Source organism: Nesterenkonia halotolerans (genome assembly GCF_014874065.1).
GTDB classification, from domain to species: Bacteria; Actinomycetota; Actinomycetes; order Actinomycetales; family Micrococcaceae; genus Nesterenkonia; species Nesterenkonia halotolerans.
Genome location: NZ_JADBEE010000001.1, coordinates 179396 through 200223 on the forward strand (window position 1 = coordinate 179396; position 20828 = coordinate 200223).

Sequence of the window (20828 nt, forward strand, 5' to 3'; positions counted from 1 at the left end):
TGCTGCAGGCCTGAAGGGAGTTCGGCGCGGCTGAGCGTCAGCCGCGTGGCTTCCTGCGTCGGCGGGCATGACTGAGCTGACGCCAGAATCGCTCCGCCTCGGGACTGGTCCAGTTGTGCTCGCCGTAGTATCCGAGCAGGTCTGCCAGGGTCTCGGCGGCGAAGAGCCAGCTGGCGGGCTCGGACTCCAGCCGCCGCAGCTTGGGCAGCATCCAGCTCACAAAGAAGGGCTCCAGGCGGAGTGACCGGTAGGACTCGAGTTTGCCGATCTCACGCAGCCAGTCCGCTCGCGCGGCGTCGAGGGGTCGGTACTTCTCGAAGTAGCCAGGGTTGATGGTGTTCACCGTGGAATCGCTGACCGCGGAGTAGTAGGTGTGCACACCGATGTCCTGGACCCTGATCCGCCGGGCGTAGTAGAGCATCTGCTGGAAGAAGTAGCTGTCCTGTCCGACCGCGCCCAAGGGCTGGGTCAGCCCGCAGCCCTTCAGCCAGTCCGTGCGGGCGACGATGGTCTGTATGCCCATGGGGCGGAAGTGCAGCTTCTCCAGAGCATCCGCCGGGACCGTGATGGTGCCTGTTTCATCGATGTCCTCCGCAAGGGTCTCGCGAAGGAGCTGGCTGTAGCGCAGGCGACCAAACTGGCTGGCCCAGTGGGTCATGTCCCCGAGGGCGAAGTCGACGCTCGGGTGCCCCAACAGGTCTTCGAGCAGACGCGCGAACCCGTCGTCCACCGCCTCGTTGTCAGGATCCAGATAGGTGACGAATTCCGTCTGGGCGAGCTGCAGTCCGGTGTTTCTGGGCCGGGAGGCAGAACCTGAGCCGCCTGCGGCGTGGTGATAGGCCATCACGTTCGGGTACTCGTGGGCGAGTTCTTCGATGGTGTCCACGGTGACCGGATCAGTGGAACCGTCATTGACCAGAAGCACCTGCATCTTCTGGAAGACCGAGGATCGGCGCAGCGAGGCAAAGGCCTTGTGGCGCAGGTGATCGCCGTTGTTGTACACCGGCACGACCACCGCAAGCTTCAGCTGCAGGGCCTCGGCCATAGCGGCGGCCGCGCGCGACGAGGCGGCGAGGTCATCGTCGGACTCGAGGCTCGGGCGTGGGCGACGGGCATCCGTGGCTTCGCTGCGAGGGTGATGCCCCAGGTGGTCGGAGGAATAGATGCGGTGTCGGCGAGCTTCGGTGAGCAGAGCATCGGGCCCGGTCGTGACATCACGTCGTGGTCGCCACCATGCGCTCAGATCCAGTCCTGACCAGTCCGCCACGGATTCGTCGGGCAGGTGCCGCAGCGCGTCGGGATCGGCAAGCTCTGCGGAGCCCTCCTGCTTCGAGACGACCGGCGCGCCCTGGTATCGGAAGGCCGCGACTGCATCTGCCGCGTAGGTGGGGGAGTAGTGCCGAGCGGTGGAGAGCGGCAGCAGAATGTCGTAGCTCCCGTGCTGCGCGGGCAGCTGGTCCCAGGTGGTCAGCGGGATGTCCGCGTGGGTCTGCGCTGCCATCTCCGCGCGAAGCACCGGATCGGGCTCCTGGGCAACGGCCAGCACCCGTTCGGTGGGCAGGTCGACCGTGATTCCGAGTGACTCGCAGAACAGGCCGAGGGCATCGGTCACGTGGTGGTCGGTGAACGCGGTGCGGATCCCGTCACCCTGGGCACGACGCAGCTCTGCGATGCTGAGCGATCCCAGCATGTCGGCGACGTCCGTGGCCGACTGCGGCACATGGACGTGGGGCAGGTAGGAGTTCACGCCCTGGTTGTAGGTGCTCAGCACCATCGAACCGCAGGCCTGCAGCTCCAGGACGCGCCGGTCGTAGAGGGTCTGCGAACTGATCACCGGATTCAGCGCAAGCCCGATATCGGTCACCCGGTCCACGGCTGCAAGGCGTGTGGGGCCGGGGTTGGGCGCGAGGAGCGGCCAATGACGCACGGCAAATCCTGCGCCGGTTCCCGTCGGGTGCTCGTCAGGCGCCCCACCACGGAACAGCGCTGTGGGAATCCCGTGGGAACGGATGCCGTCCAGCAGCCATCCCATCATCAGTCGAAGGTCCTTGGGCCGTTGGCCGAGCTGCGCCTCTGCCAGACCGATCAGTCGGGGGGCGGGTCCTCGTGAGCCCAGAGGACTGCTCAGCAGGGGGTTCACGATCATGGGGACCCGTACGGCTTCCGCGGGACGCCGTCTGGTGGCGGCGTAACGGCGCACGGCTTCTTCGGAGACGGCAAAGACTCGATCGCAGGCCTTCGCGATCTCGCGCCCCGTCGTCGTGGTGCTGCGTGTGGTGTGGTCCCAGAAGACCACGGGAATGTTGCTCTTCCGGCAGGCAGGGATCACGTGGTTCAGCACGGTGTCGGCCCACGTGCGCTGCCGCTTCTGGGAATCCTGCGGACTGCCCTCGGGGGGCACGCTGTGCTGCGCCCCGATGCTTGCCGGAGTCAGGATCACCAGGTCCGTTGCTGCCAGCGCAGAGGCGCTGGCTACGACCTGGGCGGCGCGCAGCCCACGCGTCGTGGCCGCACCGGTGAGAAGCCCGCGGGTCAGCTCATCGTCGATCACGGTGACGCGAAGACTCAGCGGCGGACGGGAGATGCCGGTCTCCGGATCAGGCAGCGCCGCGATGCAGGGCTCCAAGTCCTCCAGAAGGCCGGTGTTGTCTCGCGCGCCCCGGGCGAAGGGGCTCCCTGGTTCAGGTCCCAGAAGCTCCAGTGCAGCAGGCTTCCGAAGCTCCGCGACCGGGTCGGGAGAGGCCTGGAGCTCCGCGAGCAGGCGCAGTCCCGCGTCGACCCGGGCCTGGCGTGCGCCGACGCCGGCGAATCGCAGCTGCGCAGGGTTCACCGGCTGATACCTGCCTTGCGTGCCACCTGTCCCAAAGGTCGGCGCAGCTTGCGACCGGCGGCCCTGACGGCGCGGTCCGGGTGCTGCACGGAGAACTGGAGCTTCTTTCGCGCGCTGGTGGACAGACTCAGCGGTGTCGGCAGAGCTGAGCTCAGCGAGGAGCCGCCCTCTTCCAGCTCAGTCACCCGTGCTCTGAGCTGTGCCAGGTCGACCTCCTGCACCCGTTCGAGCTGGTCATAGGCCCAGCGCAGCTCCTGCAACAGCGCCTGCTGCTGCTGGAGCAGGCTGAGCACCAGGTCTCGAGTGTCCTGGCTCAGCTCGGCGCCCTGCGCTGCCGGGGTGGCGCGCTGATTGCTCGGGTGATCGGTGTCGGTCATCGCGGGGTGTCCTTCAGATCGTGGTCGCTTCGGGCCGTCTCGGCCGTGGTGGTGTGGACGTGGGGCTTCGCGTCGGCGCCTCTGGTGGCTTCTGCGGCACGCTCAGGATCGGTGCGCTCTGCGGGCAGCATCATGAGGCCCCTTCACTGGAGTTGAGGAACGCGAGGGCACGCGGGTCCTTCCAGCGGACATCGCCGTAGGCGGCGGCTATCTCACGGAGCACCGTCGCGGCTTCCTCTCGCTGGTCCGGGCGCACACGCTTGTATTTGTCCAGATACCAGGTGACGAAGAAGGATTCGAAGCGCTGGTGCTGGTAGGTCTCGAGAAGCCCCACTCTGCGCAGCCATTCCGCCCGGTCGGTCTCCAGAATGAGGTACTTGCGGAAATAGTTCGGTGAGACCACGTTGACGATGGAGGTCTCCACAGCCCCGTAATAGGTGTACACGGGCCGATACACCGGGACGTAGGCGTGGGTGTGGAAGAACATCTGCTGGAAGAAGTAGCTGTCCTGACCCACGGCCCCGACGGGCTGCACGAGCCCCAGGCTCTGCAGCCATTCCCTCCGTGCCACCAGCGCCTCGATCGAGGCGGGACGGAAGTTCAGCCTCGCAAGCGAATCCCGGGTGGGGCGGTCCAGTCCGCCGCGGTGCTCGACCCCGGGGAGGAACCATTGGTGGTAGTCGTGGACACCGTATTTTCTGGTCCAGACGGCCATGGTCCCCAACGCGTAGTCGGCTTCGGGCTCAGCGCGGAGGCGTTCCAGAAGCTCCCAGTAGCCGTCGTCGAGCTCCTCGTCGTCCGGGTCCAGATAGGTGACGAACTCGGTGAAGCTCAGTTCGAGGCCGGTGTTGCGCGGACGTGACGCGGAGCCGGAACCGCCGCGAGGATGGTGGAACGCCGAGACGTTCGGCCAGGTGTGGGCCAGCTCCTCGATCGTGTCGACGGTCGAGGCATCGGTCGAGCCGTCGTTGATCAGCAGGATGTGCATCGTCTCGAAGATGCTGGAACGGCGCAGCGAGGCGAAGGCCTTGTGCCGCAGATGATCGCCGTTGTTATAGATCGGCACGACGACGGCGAGCTGGAGTCCCAGCTCTGCTGCGGTGCGCCGGAACTCCTCACGTGCTGCAGCCTTGTCGCTTCCCCGCTCGGGATCGAGGGTGCGGCGCAGTCCTGCACGGCGGTGCCCCAGATGATCGATGGCATAGACGCCGCAGCCAGCCGCGTCGGTCTTCAGGCTTTGCACCAGAGCATCGGGGGACGAGAGGGCGGCAGCTGCGGGACGCCACCAGGCGGAGAGGGAGAGGTCGACGACATCGGCGCGGCGCTGGTGCGCGGAGGCATCGGTGGACGCGGCGTCGCCGTCGAGCTTGGTGGTGACCCGGGCCGCCTGATAGCTGAAGGCAGCGGCGTGGTCAGCAGCGTAGTGCGGGCTGTAGCGATGGGTGCTGCTCACCGGCAGCAGGATGTCGAAAGGCGGACCCCCGGAGGGCGTCGTGGTCCTGTCCGGGCGCAGCAGGTCCTGCAGCCCTGCCCAGGTGGTGATCTCCAGCTGGGGGTGGGTCTGTGCCAGCAGGTCAGCCTCGAGATCGCCGGTGAGCTCATCCGCCACAGCCAGCACGCGGTCTGATCGGCCGGGGGTCTGAAGGCCGGCGGACCGGCAGATCCGGCTCAGCACGTCGGCGCCGTGGTGATCGGTGAAGACCTTCCTGATGCCCTCACCCTGAGCGCGGCGGAGCTCTTCGAGGCTCATCCCCTCCAGAGTCTTGGCGACGTCCTCGGCCGAGTTGGCGATCTGGACCTGCGGATAGTAGGAGTTCACTCCCTGGTTATATGTGGAGAGCACCAGTGTGCCGCTGGCCTGGAGCTGGAGGACCTGAGGGTCGAAGACCGCCTGGGAGTCCATGACGGCGTTCACTGCAAGGCCGACGTCCATGCTGCGCTGCAGCGCGGCGATATTCGCGCTCGGTCGAAGGAGGTCCGCTGCGGCGGTCGATGGCGTCCAGGGGGCGTAGTCCACCGGGACACTCCACTGCTGCGCGTCGGCCGCGGCCGCGGGGGCTTGACGATGCTCCGGTGACAGGAACACCGCAGGACGTCCTGCGGCGAGCACTCCGTCGAAGAGTGGGGTGATGAACTGTGGATCCTGCAGCTGCGCCGCCGGTCGGCTCTGGTCCATGCCCAGGAGTCCCACCAGCTCGGTCTTTGCCGGCCGGGTCCCCAAGGGGGTATGCAGCAGCGGGCTGACCGGGTGCGGGATGACCTCGATGAGGTTCGCCTCGGGGCACTGGCTGCGGAGCATCTCTGCGGCATCAGGGTCTGTGGCGAAGATGTCCTGTGAGAGGCGCGCGACCGGAAGGTAGACCTCGATCGGGGGAGCCGAGGTCACCACCATCGCACAGTGCAGTTCACGGGCACGGGCAGCGGGGATCAAGACCTCGGTGAGAAACGGGGTCACCTCGTCGGAATCGATGGCCTCGGAGCCGATGATCAGCAGATCCAGTGTGGGGAGTTCGACCTCCCAGTTCTGCACGGTGATCCGGCGCAGATCCGCGAGCTCATGGAACCCGGCATCCAGGACGGGACCGGCCATCACGCCTACGGTGACGTTCAGCGGCGGTCTGGAGATTCCAGCCTCGGGCTGTGGAAGCTCTTCCGCCGCCTGCTGCGCCTGACCCAGCTGCTGGGCGGGCCAGCCGGGATGGGGCTCCAGCCCGGGATCATCGTGTCGACCGAGAACGGCAGCGCGGAGGTTGTGCTGGGCTGCCACGTGCTCGCGGAGCCGGGAGGAGAAGGAGTGCTGCGCGGCGCCGGAGAAGGAACGACTGGCCGCGCGGTGTGCCTGCTGGGCACCCAGCAGCGCCTCGCCGTGGGATCGCCGGGCAGCCTCCACGATCTCCGCCTCCACCACCTCGGCTTCAGCCGCCCCGGTCCCCTCTGCGGAGGAGGTGCCTGCCGGCTCGCTCTGACTGGGGTGAAGGTCTATCCATCGCACATTGATACTCTAGAGCCTCGGTACATCCACTGCGCAGTGGGCGCACTTCGCGCCTGCCCGAGCAGACATCACCAACGACCCAAGGGACCTACCTGACGTGTTCAACTCCCTCTCCGATCGCCTGAGCGCCACTTTCAAGAACCTTCGCGGCAAAGGGCGGCTGTCCGAGGCCGATATCGACGGCACCGCCCGGGAGATCCGCCGCGCGCTGCTCGACGCTGACGTCGCAGTGCCCGTGGTGCGCGAGTTCATCGCCAAGGTCAAGGCACGTGCACTCGGGGCCGAGGTCGCCCAGGCGCTGAACCCCGGTCAGCAAGTGGTCAAGATCGTCAACGAGGAGCTCGTCGGGATCCTCGGCGGTCAGACGCGTGAGCTGGCCCTGGCCAAGCAGCCGCCGACGGTCATCATGCTCGCGGGCCTCCAAGGTGCGGGCAAGACCACTCTGGCGGGCAAGCTTGCCCACCACCTGAAGAGCCAGGGTCACACTCCGATGCTGGTGGCCTGTGACCTCCAGCGGCCCAATGCGGTCAAGCAGCTGCAGATCGGCGGTCAGCGAGCAGGGGTGCCGGTGTTCGCACCGCACCCCGGCGTCTCTTCGGAGACCGAGTCAGCCACCGGGGATCCGGTCAAGGTCGCCACCGACGGCCTGGCCGAGGCCCGCAACAAGCTCCATGATGTGCTGATCATCGATACGGCGGGCCGACTCGGTGTCGATGAGGAGCTGATGCGCCAGGCAGCAGACATCAAGTCTGCGGTCGGGGCGCACGAGACGCTCTTCGTCATCGACTCCATGATCGGTCAGGACGCCGTCACCACGGCGCAGGCCTTCAACGAGGGCGTCGACTTCACCGGTGTGGTGCTCACCAAGCTCGACGGCGACGCCCGGGGCGGTGCGGCACTCTCGGTCGCCTCCGTGACCGGCAAGCCGGTGATGTATGCCTCCACCGGCGAGGGTCTCAAGGACTTCGAGGTCTTCCACCCGGACCGCATGGCGCGCCGCATCCTCGACATGGGCGACATCCTTTCGCTGGTCGAGCAGGCCGAGGCGAACTGGGACCGCGGCGAGGCCGAGAAGATGGCCAAGAAGTTCGCCGACCAGGAGGACTTCACCCTCGACGACTTCCTCGGGCAGATGCAGCAGCTCAAGAAGATGGGCTCGATGAAGAAGCTCCTGGGCATGATGCCCGGAGCCCAGGGGATGCGTCAGCAGCTCGAGCAGTTCGACGAGTCCTCGATCGGCCGTGTGGAAGCGATCATCTATTCGATGACCCCCTACGAGCGCAATGTTCCCAAGGTGATCAACGGATCTCGCCGAGCGCGCATCGCGAAAGGCTCCGGCGTCCACGTCTCGGAGGTCAATCAGCTGCTGGAGCGTTTCACGCAGGCCCAGAAGATGATGAAGAAGATGGCGGGCGGCGGCGGCATGCCCCAGATGCCTGGCGGCGGCGGTATGCCTGGAATGGGAGGCATGCCCGGCATGGGTGCCGGTGGAGGTGCCTCCAAGAAGCGCAAGCAGCAGGCCAAGCCGAAGAAGAAGTCCGGAAACCCGGCCAAGGCCGCGCAGGAGGCCCGCGAGGCCGAGCTCAAGCGGCAGCAGGGTGCGTCCAAGCGCATGGACGGCTCCAGCTTCGGAGCGGGATCGAAGGACCTCAACCCAGAGGACCTGAGCCTGCCCAAGGGGTTCGAGAAGTACCTGCGCTGATCTGCAGCTGCCATGCGGCTGGGTGAGTCGATGAGATCGCTACTTCGGTGGATCTCTGGCACAATAGGCAGGTACTTTGTTCGACGGTGGGCACCCTCTACACCCGCCGTAGGGACAATGTTCTGAAGTGGTCGCATCGACTGTGCAGCACGTCCCCACGCAGCCTGATGCCTGACCGCGCCCCTGAAACAAGAAACAGGAGTGGACCACTCAAGTGGCAGTTAAAATTCGTCTGAAGCGCATGGGCAAGATCCGTGCACCGTTCTACCGCGTTGTCGTCGCCGATTCCCGCACCAAGCGAGATGGCGCCGCGATCGAGCAGATCGGCAAGTACAACCCCCTCGAAGAGCCTTCGCTCATCGAGATCGATTCTGAGCGGGCCCAGTACTGGCTCTCCGTGGGCGCCCAGCCCACCGAGCAGGTCCAGGCTCTGCTGAAGATCACCGGTGACTGGCAGAAGCACAAGGGCCTCGACGGCGCCGAGGGAACTCTGCGCACGAAGGCCGCCAAGGAGGAGTTTGTCGCTCCGTCCAAGGGCTCAGTCATCCAGGAGAAGTCCAAGGCTCCGGCCGAGGCTCCCGCAGAAGAGGCGACTGAGGCTCCGGCCGAGTCCGCCTCCGAGGAGAACGCAGAGTAATCATGGGAGATGCAGTGCTGAGTGACGCGCTCGAACACCTTGTCCGCGGCATCGTGGACGCGCCGGACGACGTCGATGTCCGACGCAAGGGCGGACGTCGCTACGACGTCCTGCAGGTTCGGGTTCACCCGGACGACCTTGGCCGAGTGATCGGCCGGGCCGGACGGACCGCGAAGGCACTGCGCACTGTGGTCTCAGCCCTCCCCGGTGGGGGCGACGTCCGTGTGGACGTGGTCGATACCGACCGCAGCCGCTGACGGATACGAGGATCACCCCCATGACTGCTGGCGCTGAAGGCCAGAAGGCATTCGAGACCGACCCGCAGGCACTGCCAGATTCGGCAGAGCGCCTGCGGGTCGCTCGCATCGGCAAGCCCCATGGCATTCGTGGCGAGGTCACCGTTCAGCTCTTCACCGATGAGCCTGAACGCCGGCTCGCCGCAGGCTCGGTGCTCATCCGGATCGCCGGGGACGAGACCACCGACCGCATCACCACACTGCTCACCGTCACCCGACAGCGCTGGAACAAGAGCGTGTGTCTTCTGGACTTCCGAGAGGTCACCGACCGCAACGGCGCCGAGGCGCTGCGCGGGTCCACCCTCTTCGTCGAGGTCCCGATGGAGGACGAGCCCGAGGAAGACGGCTGGTACAGCCACGAGCTGGCTGGATTCCGCTGCCAGGGCCCCGATGGCGAAGCGCTCGGAACGCTCAAGGAGCTCATCACCGGCGCCGCCCAGGACCTGCTGGTCGTCACCGCGGTCTCCGGCGAAGAGGTCATGGTGCCCTTCGTCGAGGAGATCGTTCCCGAGGTGGACGTGGAGCATCAGCGCATCGTGCTGAACCCGCCGCCCGGCCTCTTCTGAGAGGCTCGAATCATGCGGATCGACCTCATCTCGATATTTCCTGAGTTCTTCGACGTCCTCGATCTTTCACTGATCGGCAAGGCCCAGCGCGAGGATCTCGTCCAGATCCACCGACACCAGCTCCGTGACTTCAGCTTCGACAAGCACCGCAGCGTGGACGACACACCCACCGGCGGCGGCGCCGGCATGGTCATGAAGCCTGAACCATGGGCGCTGGCTTTGGAACACGTGCTCACGGAGCGCCCCACGCCCGCCGCCGTCGAGGATCAGACGGCGCCTCCCCGGCCCGTGCTGATCGTGCCCACCCCGGCGGGGGAGCTGTTCACCCAGCGCACCGCCGAGCAGCTTGCCGATGCCGAGCATCTCGTCTTCGCGCCTGCCCGCTTCGAGGGAATCGATCACCGCCTGCTGGACTGGGCACAGGAGCACTTCGAGCTGCGGCCGATGTCCATCGGTGACTATGTGCTCAACGGCGGCGAGTCCGCCGTCGTCGTGATGGTCGAGGCGATCACCCGGCTCATCCCTGGAGTCATCGGCAACCCTGAGTCGCTGGCGGAGGAGTCCCATGCCGACGGGCTTCTCGAGTACCCGGTCTACACCAAGCCTGCGCGCTGGCGGGGGATCGATGTCCCCGAGATCCTGCTCTCCGGAGACCACGCCAAGATCCGTGACTGGCGCTCGGCGCAGCAGGATCTGCGCACACGCAAGATCCGCCCCGACCTGTGGGCCAGACATGTGGTCGCACAGGAGCGGAATCTGACATAGAATTGACCACCGTGCCTGCTGGGCGGCTGCATCTGCCATAGGGGATGTCCGTCAACAGACAGGCCGCCGGAGGGGGAATCGTCTCCTTCCGGTAGATCACGCTTTGACCTGCGCCGGAACCCGGCGTGCTCGGCGCCCTGCGCGCTGACCGTCCAAGAGGTCGCAACCAGGGCGAGTGACCTGTGGCAGTCGTCCAAGGAGAAACATATGCATAAGCTCGACATGGTCGATTCAGCAAACCTGCGCACCGATGTCCCGGAGTTCGGCCCCGGTGACACCGTCAGCGTGCACGTGAACATCATCGAGGGCAAGAACACTCGTGTTCAGGTCTTCAAGGGCTACGTGCTCGGCCGCCAGGGCTACGGCATCGGCGAGACCTTCACGGTCCGCAAGGTCTCCTTCGGCGTCGGCGTGGAGCGCACCTTCCCGGTGCACTCCCCGGTGACCGAGAAGATCGAGGTCTCTGCCCGCGGTGACGTGCGCCGCGCGAAGCTGTACTACATGCGTGATCGTCATGGTAAGGCTGCACGCATCCCCGAGAAGCGTGAGTCCACCATCGCCCGCCAGCAGGGCGAAAAGGTCGAGGAAGTCACCGAGGCCTGATCCGCTGATCAGCTTCGGCCTTCTTCACTGACGGCTCGCATCGACAGATGAATATCGACGAGAACCCCGCGCAGGACGAGTCTGACTCGTCGGCACGGGGTTCTCGGCGTCTTCGGCCCTGGATGGCTGTGGTGGCCACCGCGGTGATCGCGGTGATGGTCGCGACCGGGCTGCGCATCGCGGTGGTGGACATCTACACGGTCTCCCAGGTCTCGATGGCGCCCACGCTGGAAGATTCCCAGCGGATCCTGGTGGAGAAGGACTATCCCGGCGAGCAGGGGGTCCAGCGCGGTGACGTGATCGTCTTCGACGGCGAAGGCTCGTTCACCCCCTACGAGGGCAGCAGTTCCACGCTGAGCCAGCTGGGTTCGCGCATCGGCCACTGGTTCGGTCTCTCCGCTCCGCCGGCCACCTACGTCAAACGGGTGCTGGGTGTGGGCGGGGATGAGATCTCCTGCTGTGATGACTCCGGACACCTCACGCTCAACGCGGAGCCGCTGACCGAGCCCTACCTGGGCCGGGCGGTCGACGCCGCCGATCCCGCCTCGGAGCTGAGCTTCGAGGCCGTGGTGCCGCCTGGGCGGGTCTGGGTGATGGGGGACAACCGCGCAGAGTCCATCGATTCCCGCGCGCTGCTGGGCGCCCCCGGCGGAGGTATGATTAGCGAGGACCGCATCCTGGGCCGCGTATCCGGTGTCTTCTGGCCCTGGGACGAACGACGAGAACTCCAGGAGGTCGGCTATCAGCAGCAGTGAGGATTCTTCCGCCCCCGTGCCCGCGAGTCGGCGAGACCGACGACGTCGGCGTCCGCCCCGCCACCCGGCCGCGGCCTTCCTGATCGAGATCGCCACGATCCTGGTCTTCGCGCTGGTGATCTCCTTCGTGGTGAAGACCTTCCTCTTCCGCGCCTTCTACATCCCGTCGGAATCGATGGAGTCCACCCTGGAGGTCGATGACCGGATCATCGTAAACCTGCTGGCGCCGGAGCTCCTGGACGTGGAGCGCGGTGACGTGGTGGTCTTCGAGGACACGGAGAAGTCGTGGGGAGCCTCGGCGGATGTGGAGACCAACGCCTTCCAGGACGCGATGACCTTCGTCGGCCTGCTGCCCGACACCTCGTCACACTTCGTGGTCAAACGCGTGATCGGCCTCGGCGGCGACGAGGTCGAGTGCTGTGATGACCAGGGCCGCGTCATGGTCAATGGCGAACCCATCGATGAGCCCTATATCTTCGACGGCGATGCTCCCAGCGAGGTCGAGTTCTCCGTCACGGTGCCCGAGGACAGCGTCTGGGTGTTGGGCGACCACCGTGGGAACTCCGCCGATTCCCGCTCCCACATGGACGAGCCCAACAGGGGAGCCGTGGACCTGGAGAACGTGGTCGGCCGGTCCACCGCCGTGATCTGGCCGCTCGACAACTTCGGCGGCGGAGGATCGCAGCGGGAACCCTTCGACTCCGTGCCCGCCCCGTGATCGATGCCTGAGAACGCCACCCTGCTCCCGGAGCTGGCCCTCGCGGCGCGCCGCGGCGTGCGCTATATCGCAGGGATCGACGAAGTAGGGCGTGGAGCACTGGCCGGCCCCGTCAGCATCGGCGTGGTCGTGCTGGATCTGACGCACCCGATCTTCGCAGACACTCCGCGGAGCACCGGTGTCTGCCCCCAGCTCGACGGGGTGCGAGACTCCAAGCTGCTCACCGCCGCCGCGCGACGACGCTGGCACCCCACCATCTGTGAACACGTGGCGGCCTACAGCGTGCAGCACCGCCACCCCCGGGAGATCGACACGCTCGGAATCAACGGAGCGCTGCGCGCAGCGGGTCTCGCGGGGCTCAATGCGGTGGAGGTGCAGCTGGGCACCGCGCTCGACGCGGTGATCCTCGACGGCGCGCATGACTGGTTGACCCGTGGCGCCTCCCCGCGCGTGCAGACCATGATCAAAGCTGACATCAAGGCGCTTTCGGTCGCCTGCGCCTCGGTTCTCGCCAAGGTGGAGCGCGACCAGCTGATGGAGCGCCTCGCCGACGAGCACCCGGGGTACGGCTGGGCCTCGAATCGTGGATACGGCTCCCAGGGACATCGGACCGCGCTCACCGAACTCGGTGTCACCCCGCAGCACCGGCTCAGCTGGAACCTCGGCGTCTGAGCCGGTCCGGCGTTCTGTGCGCCGCCGAAGTTTTCCCCAGCGCCGGGTGCCATCCGAGCTTCCTCGGCCCCCTCCACAGGTGGGGTGAGTTCCGTCTCCTGGCAGTCTCGATTGGCCATGCTGAAGCTCCAGGAGAGGAGCGCCGATGCGGACCAAGGACATCACCGGCCAGGTGGGTGAGGACATCGCTGCGGAGTATCTGGGCGCCCAAGGGCATCAGATACTCGAACGTCGGTGGCGGACTGCACGCGGGGAGCTGGATCTGATCACCCGTGACGGTGAACAGCTGGTGGCGGTGGAGGTCAAGACTCGTCGCGGGACCGGTTACGGTCATCCCTTCGAAGCAGTGAATCAGGTGAAGCTCGCGCGCGTGCACCGACTGTTGCTGGACTACTGCGCCCAGATGCACTGCCTGCACACACCGCGGCGCGTGGACGTCGTCGCCGTGCTGCTGAGCAGCTCTTCGGCCCCGCATGCAGGGGAACACCTGCTGCGCGGACTCGAGCACCTCAAGGATGTGCACTGATGGGCATGGGCCGTGCCAGGGGAGTGGTTCTCGTGGGCATGGACGGTCGACTCATCGAAGTGGAAGCCGACATCGGTCAGTCTCTTCCTGCCTTCATCCTGCTGGGCCTGCCGGATGCCTCGCTGCGTGAGAGTCAGGACCGGATCCGCTCGGCTGCGAAGAACAGCGGCATCGAACTTCCTGCTCGGCGCCTCACCGTGAATCTGCTCCCGGCCTCGCTGCCCAAGTCAGGATCCGTGCTGGACCTGGCCATCCTGATGAGCGCCTGGGCGGCGGATGGCAAGGTGACCGGAACCGAGGGGATCGTCTTTCTGGCTGAACTGGGTCTGGACGGTCGGCTCCGGCCGGTGCGGGGCGTGCTCCCTGCTGTCGCGGCCGCTCAGACTGCCGGTGCTCGGACTGTCGTCGTCGCGGAGGCGAATGCCCAGGAGGCGGCGCTGGTGCCGGATATGACGGTCCTGGCCGGGACCCACGTAACCCAGGTCGCGGCTGCGTTCGCCACCGGGCCGCTGAGAAGTCGACTTCGCGACGTGCCCGGGCTGGATCGGTGGTCCACGGACCCCGTGCCGGCGGATTCGGTGACGACATCGGCGGGCTTGAGCAGCTTCACTTCAGGCGGCGCCCACAGCACTGCGGTGTGCGCAGATGGCGCGCTCGACCTTGCCGACGTCCATGGACAGCAGGAGGCACGCTTCGCGCTGGAGCTTGCGGCCGCTGGTGGGCACCATCTCCTCCTCATCGGTGCACCGGGTGCCGGCAAGACCATGCTCGCCGAACGCATGGCCGGGATCCTTCCTCCCCTCGACGATCAGGCGGCCATGGAGGCCACGGCGATCGAATCCATTGCGGCGGAACCACAGGCGGTCACGCAGCTGCGTCGGGTGCCGCCGTTTCAGGCCCCGCATCACAGCGCCTCGATGGCCGCGATCGTGGGCGGCGGTGCCCGCATTGCGCGTCCGGGAGCGGTGACTCGCGCGCACAGGGGAGTGCTGTTCCTCGACGAGGCGCCGGAATTCCCGCGGCACGCTCTGGATGCGCTGCGGCAGCCCCTGGAGACCGGGAAGATCTCGCTCCACCGTGCCGCAGGCAGCGTCACCTACCCGGCGCGTTTCCAACTGGTGCTCGCGGCGAATCCCTGCCCCTGCGGACTCAATGTCGGGTCAGGATCCCGGTGCCGATGCTCGGTGGCACAGCGGCGCAACTACATGGCCAGGCTCTCGGGTCCGCTGCTGGACCGGATCGATCTGCAGATCCAGGTCGATCGTCCCCGTTCGGCGGCCGACGCGCTGGGTCCCCCCGGGGAATCCTCGGCGGAGGTCCGGTCGCGCGTGCTGGCGGCGAGGGATCTCCAGCGAACACGCCTGGCTCCGTGGGGAATTGCGACCAATTCCGAGGCCTCGATGCAGCTGCTCACCGGTGGCCTGCGCCTGCCCGGGGCGGCCACCACTCATATCGACGCCGCTCTGGACCGTGCCTCCATCTCCCTGCGGGGATACGTCAGGGTGCTGCGACTGGCCTGGACCATCGCAGATCTCCTCGCCTCGGACCGCCCGGGCTCGGACGAGGTGGACGCGGCTCTGCAGCTGAGGCAGAGCGCAGACCGGCGGTGAAAAGACTCCATGCCCAGCAGGAAATCGACCCCACGCATCCCAGGAGCTCCCATGACCCCGGCAGATTCAGTTCGCACGACGCCTCCACCGACAACGGCTCCGCCCGCCGCACGGGCCACCGCCACGACCCCCGCCCAGACAGCGGGAACAACCCCCGCACCGACGGCGGAGCTCCGGCGCGTCCGAGCGGAACTCTGCCGACTCATCGAACCCGGCGATCTGCTGGCCGGCGTGGCGATGGAGCTTCTGGGCCCGGAGACCCTGCACCGGTTGATCACGACCGACCACGTCCTCTCCCCCCACCAGGGACAGCAGCTGGCGGAGGCGGCCGAGTCCGCAGGTCTGGGACCTCGGCAGCAGGACCTCGAGTCCGGGCTGGCGCGCTGGCGCACCCGAACGGGCCAGCTGCGCGGAGAGCGGGACCTGGAGACCATGGCCCGGTTCGGCGGAGGGCTGCTCATCCCCGAAGACCCCGCCTGGCCGCAGCAGCTCAGAGACCTCGGCCCGGCCGCACCTGCGGGCCTGTGGTTCCGCGGCCAGGACACGATCACAGCAGATGCGCTGCCGGGCCGACTGCCGGGATTCACCCGCGCCATCGCCATCGTCGGCTCTCGGGAGATCACCGACTACGGCACCCGGGTCACCGCAGAGCTGTCCCAGGACCTCGTGCGCGCGGGTCTCTGTCTCATCTCGGGAGGGGTGTAGTTTCACTTACCCAGAATCTGTTGTTGCCGACCTCTAGTACTCATCGGGCCGCTGGGAACAGATGGAAGTCGCTACGCAAGGATGGTCGTTCTCGCGGCTCAACCGAGGTCTCTGTCGACTTTTCGGCGATGTGCTCCTGAGCTGACGGTGACAGGGCACGCACCGCCTCCAGGTTAGGTCGCGACGGAGGCGCTCAGGTGTGTTGCCCTGTCTCGCTCGCTCGCTCGGGTACTCCCGGTGTGGCGGCCGTCGCCGGTGAGCGCGACGGTTGTGGGGATTGCCGCCGACTTGATAGTGAAGGCGAATGCTGTTTTGCCGTCGACGCGGTTGGTCCAATCGCACTGGGCCTGGTGGACTCTCCAAGCCGTGTCGAGTGCAGCGGTATCCTGCTGGGTAGACGAAGCGGATTCTGCTGCTTTACGCTTTCGAGGTCCAATCAAGTCTTTCGCCAGTAATTGGTTCGGTAGAGGGTCAGCGAGTACGGCCCAACTTTCTCAACAGTGGGCGAACTCCATACTGGTGAATCTGATTTTAGTTTCTTTTTTTGACCTTGATTGAGTAGGTCGAATACGTCCTTTGTGATCACTATCGGACCAGCTTGGGTACCACGCAGTGCGCTGAGCTTCGCTGCTACGTTGGGAGCGCGGCCGGTGAAGATCAAGTCGTTATGCGTCGTTTCTCCGGACGCGTTGCGAACGCCTGCCCGAGCTACGAATGTAGATCCGACATCGATTCCAATCCCGTGTTGGGCAGTCCATACAGTTTTCGTGCCGTTGTTCTCGTGACGTTCCTTCACAAGTGGATTTATGACTTTTTTAACAAGCCAGTTAATCATGTACGCTGCTTTTACCGCGTTTTCCCCTTTTGATTCGCCGCCAAATACGCCCATGACTCTGTCGCCGTCGAAGCTCTTGATATCACCATCGAACTTTCGAATAATCGTAGACGCACCAGCAAGATAAGTGCGGATTGCCTTTGCTGCGAACTTTGCGTTGTAATTCTTCTGCAGGGCTGTTGAGTCAGCCAGGTCTGCGTACAAGAACGCCGCCTCCATCTCTACCGAACCGTTTTTCAACGCAATGTCATTAGTGCGCGGGACAGACTTGCCCTGAGAGGTCTTCCAGCCTTCGTTGAGTATCGTTTTAATCTTCTCTTCAAGGTCTGTCTCGAACGACACGGATCTCCTCTCGATACGCCATCCCAAAGTGGGCCTACCTCAGCCGGTGCCTTCCAGGAGTCTGGAGCGGCTAGGTGCTGGTAGCCAACTATAGCTACGACATCGGTCGATCGAGCTCAGGGGTCGCTCTTGCTAGGCATAATTGATTCTGTTTTGTGGGGTGCCATTGAGACTTTCACGGAAGAGTGGAGACTGGCTTGCGTATAGTCCTATACAGGTGTTGGACGCTCATGTCATCATCAGACCCATGAGTGCACCTTCGACGAATAGCGAACCAAATAGGTCTCCTTCGCCTACCGTGCGGTCGACCCGATGGGACGACGATCTAATCTTCGATCCGTCGGCTGCGAATATGAATGGTGTGAAGGGCAAGAGAGACACCTGCCGAGCTATCATCAACGCAATTGGTGGCGTCAGCGTTCTTGGTCCCGCAACTGGAGTGCGCTGGCGGGGTCAGGCAGACATCGAATGGCGATTGAATTCCGGTGCAACACGTGCGGGAATCTTCGGGGATAGTCTCAAGGAACACGAACGAAGCATGATCGACACAGCACGACGTATCGGAGTCACCAACGCCCAGCATGCGGGAGATTGGGAGATTCTGGCTAGATACCGGCACAACGGGGCTGCCACCAGACTCATAGACATCACAACTGATCCGTTTGTCGCGCTCTTCATGTTGTGCGACAAAGTTGCCCAGAAGGACACAGATGAACTGGACGGAGTACTCATCGCCGTCCAAGGGGACAAGCTGACCCCAGTTAGTAAGCCCTGGATAGAGGGGTCGTATGAGGAAATGCTGGTCAAACCTCCAGCGGCGATGGTCATAGCCACGCCCCCTATTGATCCCCGAATTGCCGCTCAACGCGGAGAGTTCATGTTTTCAACCTCCCCACTGCCGGAAGCCGAGGCCCCGGAATGTGAGCTATTTACTGTCACACGTCCCGCTACCTGGTCGGCGGCGAAACTCAGGAAGACTATGGGGAACGAGCAGCTCACCACGGAGAGGGGGAGAATCCAAACGCAATATCCCAACCTTATGGGAATTCGTATTCCCTCAGAGGTCAAACCTTCGTTGCGGGAGATGCTCAAGAACCACTTTGGTTTTACTCGCGAAACGATCTATCCCGACTGGGCGGGCCTAGCCGAGGACTACAAGCAGGGCAAGTCGTAGAACTAGTTTGATTGCTTGGCTCGGCCCAGCTTCTCATTCATCGCGAAAGTCACCTGCGCGGGCAGGATGTGCCCACCGAGTTCGCTCATGGCCAGCCACCGCTGAGTCGGATTCTCGGGGCAGTTCATGGGATCATTATCTCGCGGCAAGGCGATCTGCCATCAGGTGTAGTCCCACATTTTGGTTGCGTGTGTGTGCAGACCTTGGTTGCAAATGGCAACATCGGGGTACGCAGCGAACACTTCAGTCTGTTCAACACAACAGCCTGGCGGCCTGATGGGCTCGCCTCGCGGAGTCCACTTCGTGCACCGCAGCCGCACCTGAGTTCGCCGCCCGAACTTCTTGGTCGTCGGAAGCCGGTCCTTCTGCTCAGGCGAAGCGAAGATCCAACGTTCCCGTCCTTGCTCGATAGCCTTCCTAACCAGACCACGTTCCTTAGCCGTTGCCTGCCGGATCACTGCTTTTTCCCCCGATGGTGAGTTCGTCAGCGCGACTACCCGGTATGGACTCACGGGCCACAGAATGTGTGGAGCCGCCATCAGGGATGGCCTCTTGTTGCTCAGAAACGGAACCAGGACGGGCGCGTCGCAAGTCCAGAACCGACCCTCGGGGTCGTCCCACACCTCGATAGACCGCGTCGTCATGACGTCGGCTGCCTCCCACAAGGCGGCAAACAATGTCTTCGTGTGGACGCCTGCTACTCCCAGCGGGTTCGAGGGGTCGTCGATGGACTTGAACTGTCCGGAGTTCTGCGCGACAAGCCAGGCGTCGTGCTGTAAGAGAAGGCGGCGTTGTTGAGCAGTGCGCATCCTTTGCGCTGCAACAGTGACTCCCAAGCCCATTAGGTCGTCGAACCTCAGTTGTTCGGGGTCCTGCAGTCTCTCGAACAGCGCTTGGATGCGGCCCAGCTCCGAATCGACAACCCCAAACATCGCCTCGACTCGATTGTGGGCTTCACCATCCCGGCCAACTACCCTGTAGAAGTTCTCTCCCACGCATACGTCATTCACCGAAAACGCTCGCACGTTGCCGGTGATGGTGTCTAGATTCCAGACACGCTTGTTCTCCTTGTCGAAACCCCACTTTTTCAAGTACGTTCTCGGAACGTAGTGGTGTCGCCTGCTCTTGGGGTCTGGCTGCTTTTGCGTTGCCAACAGCCGGTCAATGTAGGCCCGCGACCCCCCGTCCAGAAATTTTCCACCATCGGTCATTGGAACCCGTCCCCATGGGTTCTTGTGCTGGGCGACTATGTGCCAACCGGTCGGGCCGAACGCACCCGACTGATCCGCAAACTGCCGAATGATGGCGCTCACATCGTTGGCGTCTGTCACGGGTGTCTCCCGGAGCCTGTTGCCTTCATGGTGCCGAACTGTACCGGTTCCGGGGGCTCTCTTGATCGCTTTCAATGCTCCTTAAGCTGATTGTCGGGGGCACGGGAGACAATTGGCCCATGAAACATGTGAGCAGCAGCCGCATTCGCTCTGTGGCGGACCGCCCTATGGCGACGGGCCGTGAACTGTTGGGGCGCCTCCTCCGAAGGTGGGCCGGCGGTCTTCCTAGCGCGACCGGTGCAGGTGATCCGGACGGTCCGCAACTCAGTCGTATGGATACAGCAGTCAACGATGCGTTTGCCAAGGTGCTGGAGGAGCACGCGGCACGAGATCCCGAAGGTTTCTCAGCCAGGTGGGAGAAGCTGACCGCAGACGGCACAGTCGAATCTCTCATCAACGATGCCAGTAGAGATACGGCCAGCAGGGTCTACGTCGCGCTGCGGAGGGCTACTCCGAGACTAGTTGATGGTTTGCGGGGCGATCGCCAGCGGCTTGAGGGGCTGATGGACGAGGTATGGGGTCCTGCGGACTCGGCATTCGAAGCTAGCAATTATCTCGGCTATGAACTGGGGCAAGACATTGCAGGGTCCACACGGGAGCACGGCCCCAAGATGAAAGCACTGCTGGGTGCCCACGGCCGGGCGCTGCGCACGGCGGGGGAGATCAGGCACTTGGCGATGTCGGGCTTCCACGCCGGAGCTGTGGCGCGCTGGCGAACGTTGCACGAATTGGCTGTCCTCATTCAGGTCCTTGGCAGCGCCGGCCCCGAGGTCTCACGTCGCTATCTCGACTACGCGCGGGTCGAGAACCTGCAGGACATGGAAAACTACCAGCTGCACGCCGAAGCATTGGGTCGGAAGCCGTTCGACGCTGAAGAGATGGAGCGAGCGAAACGTCTCGTAGCCGAAGTGGTGGAGCGTTCGGACAAAACTATGCTCAAGCCAAACGGGTGGGCGTTCCCACTGTTCCCTGAGAAGAAGAGCGTTACTTTCCGCGACCTGGAGTTACTCGTGGGTCTTGAGCATCTTCGCCCCTTTTACAAGCTGGGGAACAACCACATTCACGCTGGTCCCCGCGCAGGCGAACTCAACCTGAATGAGGGGACGCCCAGTGGCACCTCCTCAATCACGGTGGGTCCTACCGTTTTCGGCGACATCGCCGAGACGTGCCATGGCGCCATGATTAGCGTGCATCAGGCCACCGCTGGGCTCGTCAACGCCTATTTCGCTGATAACCCCGGAAGTGGCTTAGACCTCCTCGTTGGTCTGATGGCACAAGCCCGTTTCGTCGAGGATGGCGGAAAGCTATGGGGTGAAGCCGCCGAGCGGGCTCGCGGCAGAGGTTGGTTCACGCATCGGCCGGATTAAATCCCAGAGCGATTCACTTGTAGAC

The 20828-nt window shown here is 64.6% G+C and carries 20 protein-coding genes; 14 read left to right on the top strand and 6 right to left on the bottom strand.

The genetic code is table 11. The annotated features are described in order from the left end of the window. Positions 1–37 precede the first annotated feature (37 nt). The 4 genes from H4W26_RS13920 to H4W26_RS13925 are packed head-to-tail and all read right to left on the bottom strand — an operon-like array spanning position 38 to position 6199. The gene (locus H4W26_RS13920; RefSeq protein ID WP_192590301.1) at positions 38–2830 is read right to left on the bottom strand and encodes a glycosyltransferase; all 2793 of its coding nucleotides are present in this window, start codon (positions 2828–2830) and stop codon (positions 38–40) included. Then, positions 2827–3207, bottom strand: coding sequence for a hypothetical protein (locus H4W26_RS00820; RefSeq protein WP_192590302.1), 381 nt, complete (start codon positions 3205–3207; stop codon positions 2827–2829). Before H4W26_RS00820 ends, H4W26_RS13920 begins: the two co-directional genes overlap by 4 nt. Continuing rightward, the gene (locus H4W26_RS00825) at positions 3204–3341 is read right to left on the bottom strand and encodes a hypothetical protein (protein ID WP_192590303.1); all 138 of its coding nucleotides are present in this window, start codon (positions 3339–3341) and stop codon (positions 3204–3206) included. The genes H4W26_RS00820 and H4W26_RS00825 overlap by 4 nt, the downstream gene beginning before the upstream one ends. Then, positions 3338–6199: a glycosyltransferase family 2 protein gene (locus H4W26_RS13925; RefSeq protein ID WP_192590304.1), complete on the bottom strand. Its 2862-nt coding sequence runs from the start codon at positions 6197–6199 to the stop codon at positions 3338–3340. The genes H4W26_RS00825 and H4W26_RS13925 overlap by 4 nt, the downstream gene beginning before the upstream one ends. Before the next feature lie 97 nt (positions 6200–6296). On the opposite strand from H4W26_RS13925, the gene ffh reads away from it, so the two are divergent. The 12 genes from ffh to H4W26_RS00890 all read left to right on the top strand — a co-directional run bounded on the left by ffh (position 6297) and on the right by H4W26_RS00890 (position 15754). Continuing rightward, on the top strand, positions 6297–7901 hold the full coding sequence (gene ffh, locus H4W26_RS00835) for a signal recognition particle protein (RefSeq protein WP_192590305.1): 1605 nt from the start codon (positions 6297–6299) through the stop codon (positions 7899–7901). A 214-nt stretch (positions 7902–8115) separates the two neighbouring features. Continuing rightward, entirely contained in the window at positions 8116–8538 is a 423-nt protein-coding gene (gene rpsP, locus H4W26_RS00840; RefSeq protein ID WP_192590306.1) for a 30S ribosomal protein S16, read from the top strand. Between the two features lie 14 nt (positions 8539–8552). Next, on the top strand, positions 8553–8795 hold the full coding sequence (locus H4W26_RS00845) for an RNA-binding protein (protein ID WP_036476533.1): 243 nt from the start codon (positions 8553–8555) through the stop codon (positions 8793–8795). A gap of 20 nt (positions 8796–8815) precedes the next feature. After that, positions 8816–9400, top strand: coding sequence for a ribosome maturation factor RimM (gene rimM / locus H4W26_RS00850; protein WP_192590307.1), 585 nt, complete (start codon positions 8816–8818; stop codon positions 9398–9400). A gap of 12 nt (positions 9401–9412) precedes the next feature. Beyond that, positions 9413–10165, top strand: a complete 753-nt coding sequence (trmD, locus tag H4W26_RS00855; protein ID WP_192590308.1) for a tRNA (guanosine(37)-N1)-methyltransferase TrmD — start codon at positions 9413–9415, stop codon at positions 10163–10165. Positions 10166–10372: 207 nt separating this feature from the next. Then, a complete protein-coding gene (gene rplS, locus H4W26_RS00860) occupies positions 10373–10768 on the top strand; it encodes a 50S ribosomal protein L19 (protein ID WP_192590309.1) in 396 nt (131 codons plus the stop codon). A gap of 47 nt (positions 10769–10815) precedes the next feature. Then, positions 10816–11523, top strand: coding sequence for a signal peptidase I (gene lepB / locus H4W26_RS00865; RefSeq protein WP_192590310.1), 708 nt, complete (start codon positions 10816–10818; stop codon positions 11521–11523). Positions 11524–11539: 16 nt separating this feature from the next. Further along, entirely contained in the window at positions 11540–12241 is a 702-nt protein-coding gene (gene lepB, locus H4W26_RS00870) for a signal peptidase I (protein WP_318779723.1), read from the top strand. 3 nt (positions 12242–12244) lie between these two features. Then, on the top strand, positions 12245–12913 hold the full coding sequence (locus H4W26_RS00875; protein ID WP_192590312.1) for a ribonuclease HII: 669 nt from the start codon (positions 12245–12247) through the stop codon (positions 12911–12913). A 145-nt stretch (positions 12914–13058) separates the two neighbouring features. Further along, the gene (locus H4W26_RS00880; protein ID WP_192590313.1) at positions 13059–13439 is read left to right on the top strand and encodes a YraN family protein; all 381 of its coding nucleotides are present in this window, start codon (positions 13059–13061) and stop codon (positions 13437–13439) included. Next, complete coding sequence (locus H4W26_RS00885; RefSeq protein ID WP_192590314.1) at positions 13439–15049, top strand: YifB family Mg chelatase-like AAA ATPase; 1611 nt, start codon at positions 13439–13441, stop codon at positions 15047–15049. Before H4W26_RS00880 ends, H4W26_RS00885 begins: the two co-directional genes overlap by 1 nt. 51 nt (positions 15050–15100) lie before the next feature. Further along, entirely contained in the window at positions 15101–15754 is a 654-nt protein-coding gene (locus H4W26_RS00890) for a DNA-processing protein DprA (protein ID WP_192590315.1), read from the top strand. Positions 15755–16190: 436 nt separating this feature from the next. Here the strand turns inward: H4W26_RS00890 and H4W26_RS00895 are convergent, their stop codons facing one another. Beyond that, the gene (locus tag H4W26_RS00895; RefSeq protein WP_192590316.1) at positions 16191–16931 is read right to left on the bottom strand and encodes an adenylate/guanylate cyclase domain-containing protein; all 741 of its coding nucleotides are present in this window, start codon (positions 16929–16931) and stop codon (positions 16191–16193) included. Between the two features lie 352 nt (positions 16932–17283). Here H4W26_RS00895 and H4W26_RS00900 point away from each other — a divergent pair, with 352 nt between their 5' ends. Next, entirely contained in the window at positions 17284–18105 is an 822-nt protein-coding gene (locus H4W26_RS00900; protein ID WP_192590317.1) for an FRG domain-containing protein, read from the top strand. 161 nt (positions 18106–18266) lie between these two features. Here the strand turns inward: H4W26_RS00900 and H4W26_RS00905 are convergent, their stop codons facing one another. Then, on the bottom strand, positions 18267–19436 hold the full coding sequence (locus tag H4W26_RS00905) for a DUF4238 domain-containing protein (protein WP_192590318.1): 1170 nt from the start codon (positions 19434–19436) through the stop codon (positions 18267–18269). Between the two features lie 272 nt (positions 19437–19708). Between H4W26_RS00905 and H4W26_RS00910 the strand changes: the two genes are divergently transcribed. Further along, positions 19709–20803 (top strand): DUF5677 domain-containing protein, encoded by a 1095-nt coding sequence (locus H4W26_RS00910; protein WP_192590319.1) that lies wholly within the window; start codon positions 19709–19711, stop codon positions 20801–20803. Positions 20804–20828 lie beyond the last annotated feature (25 nt).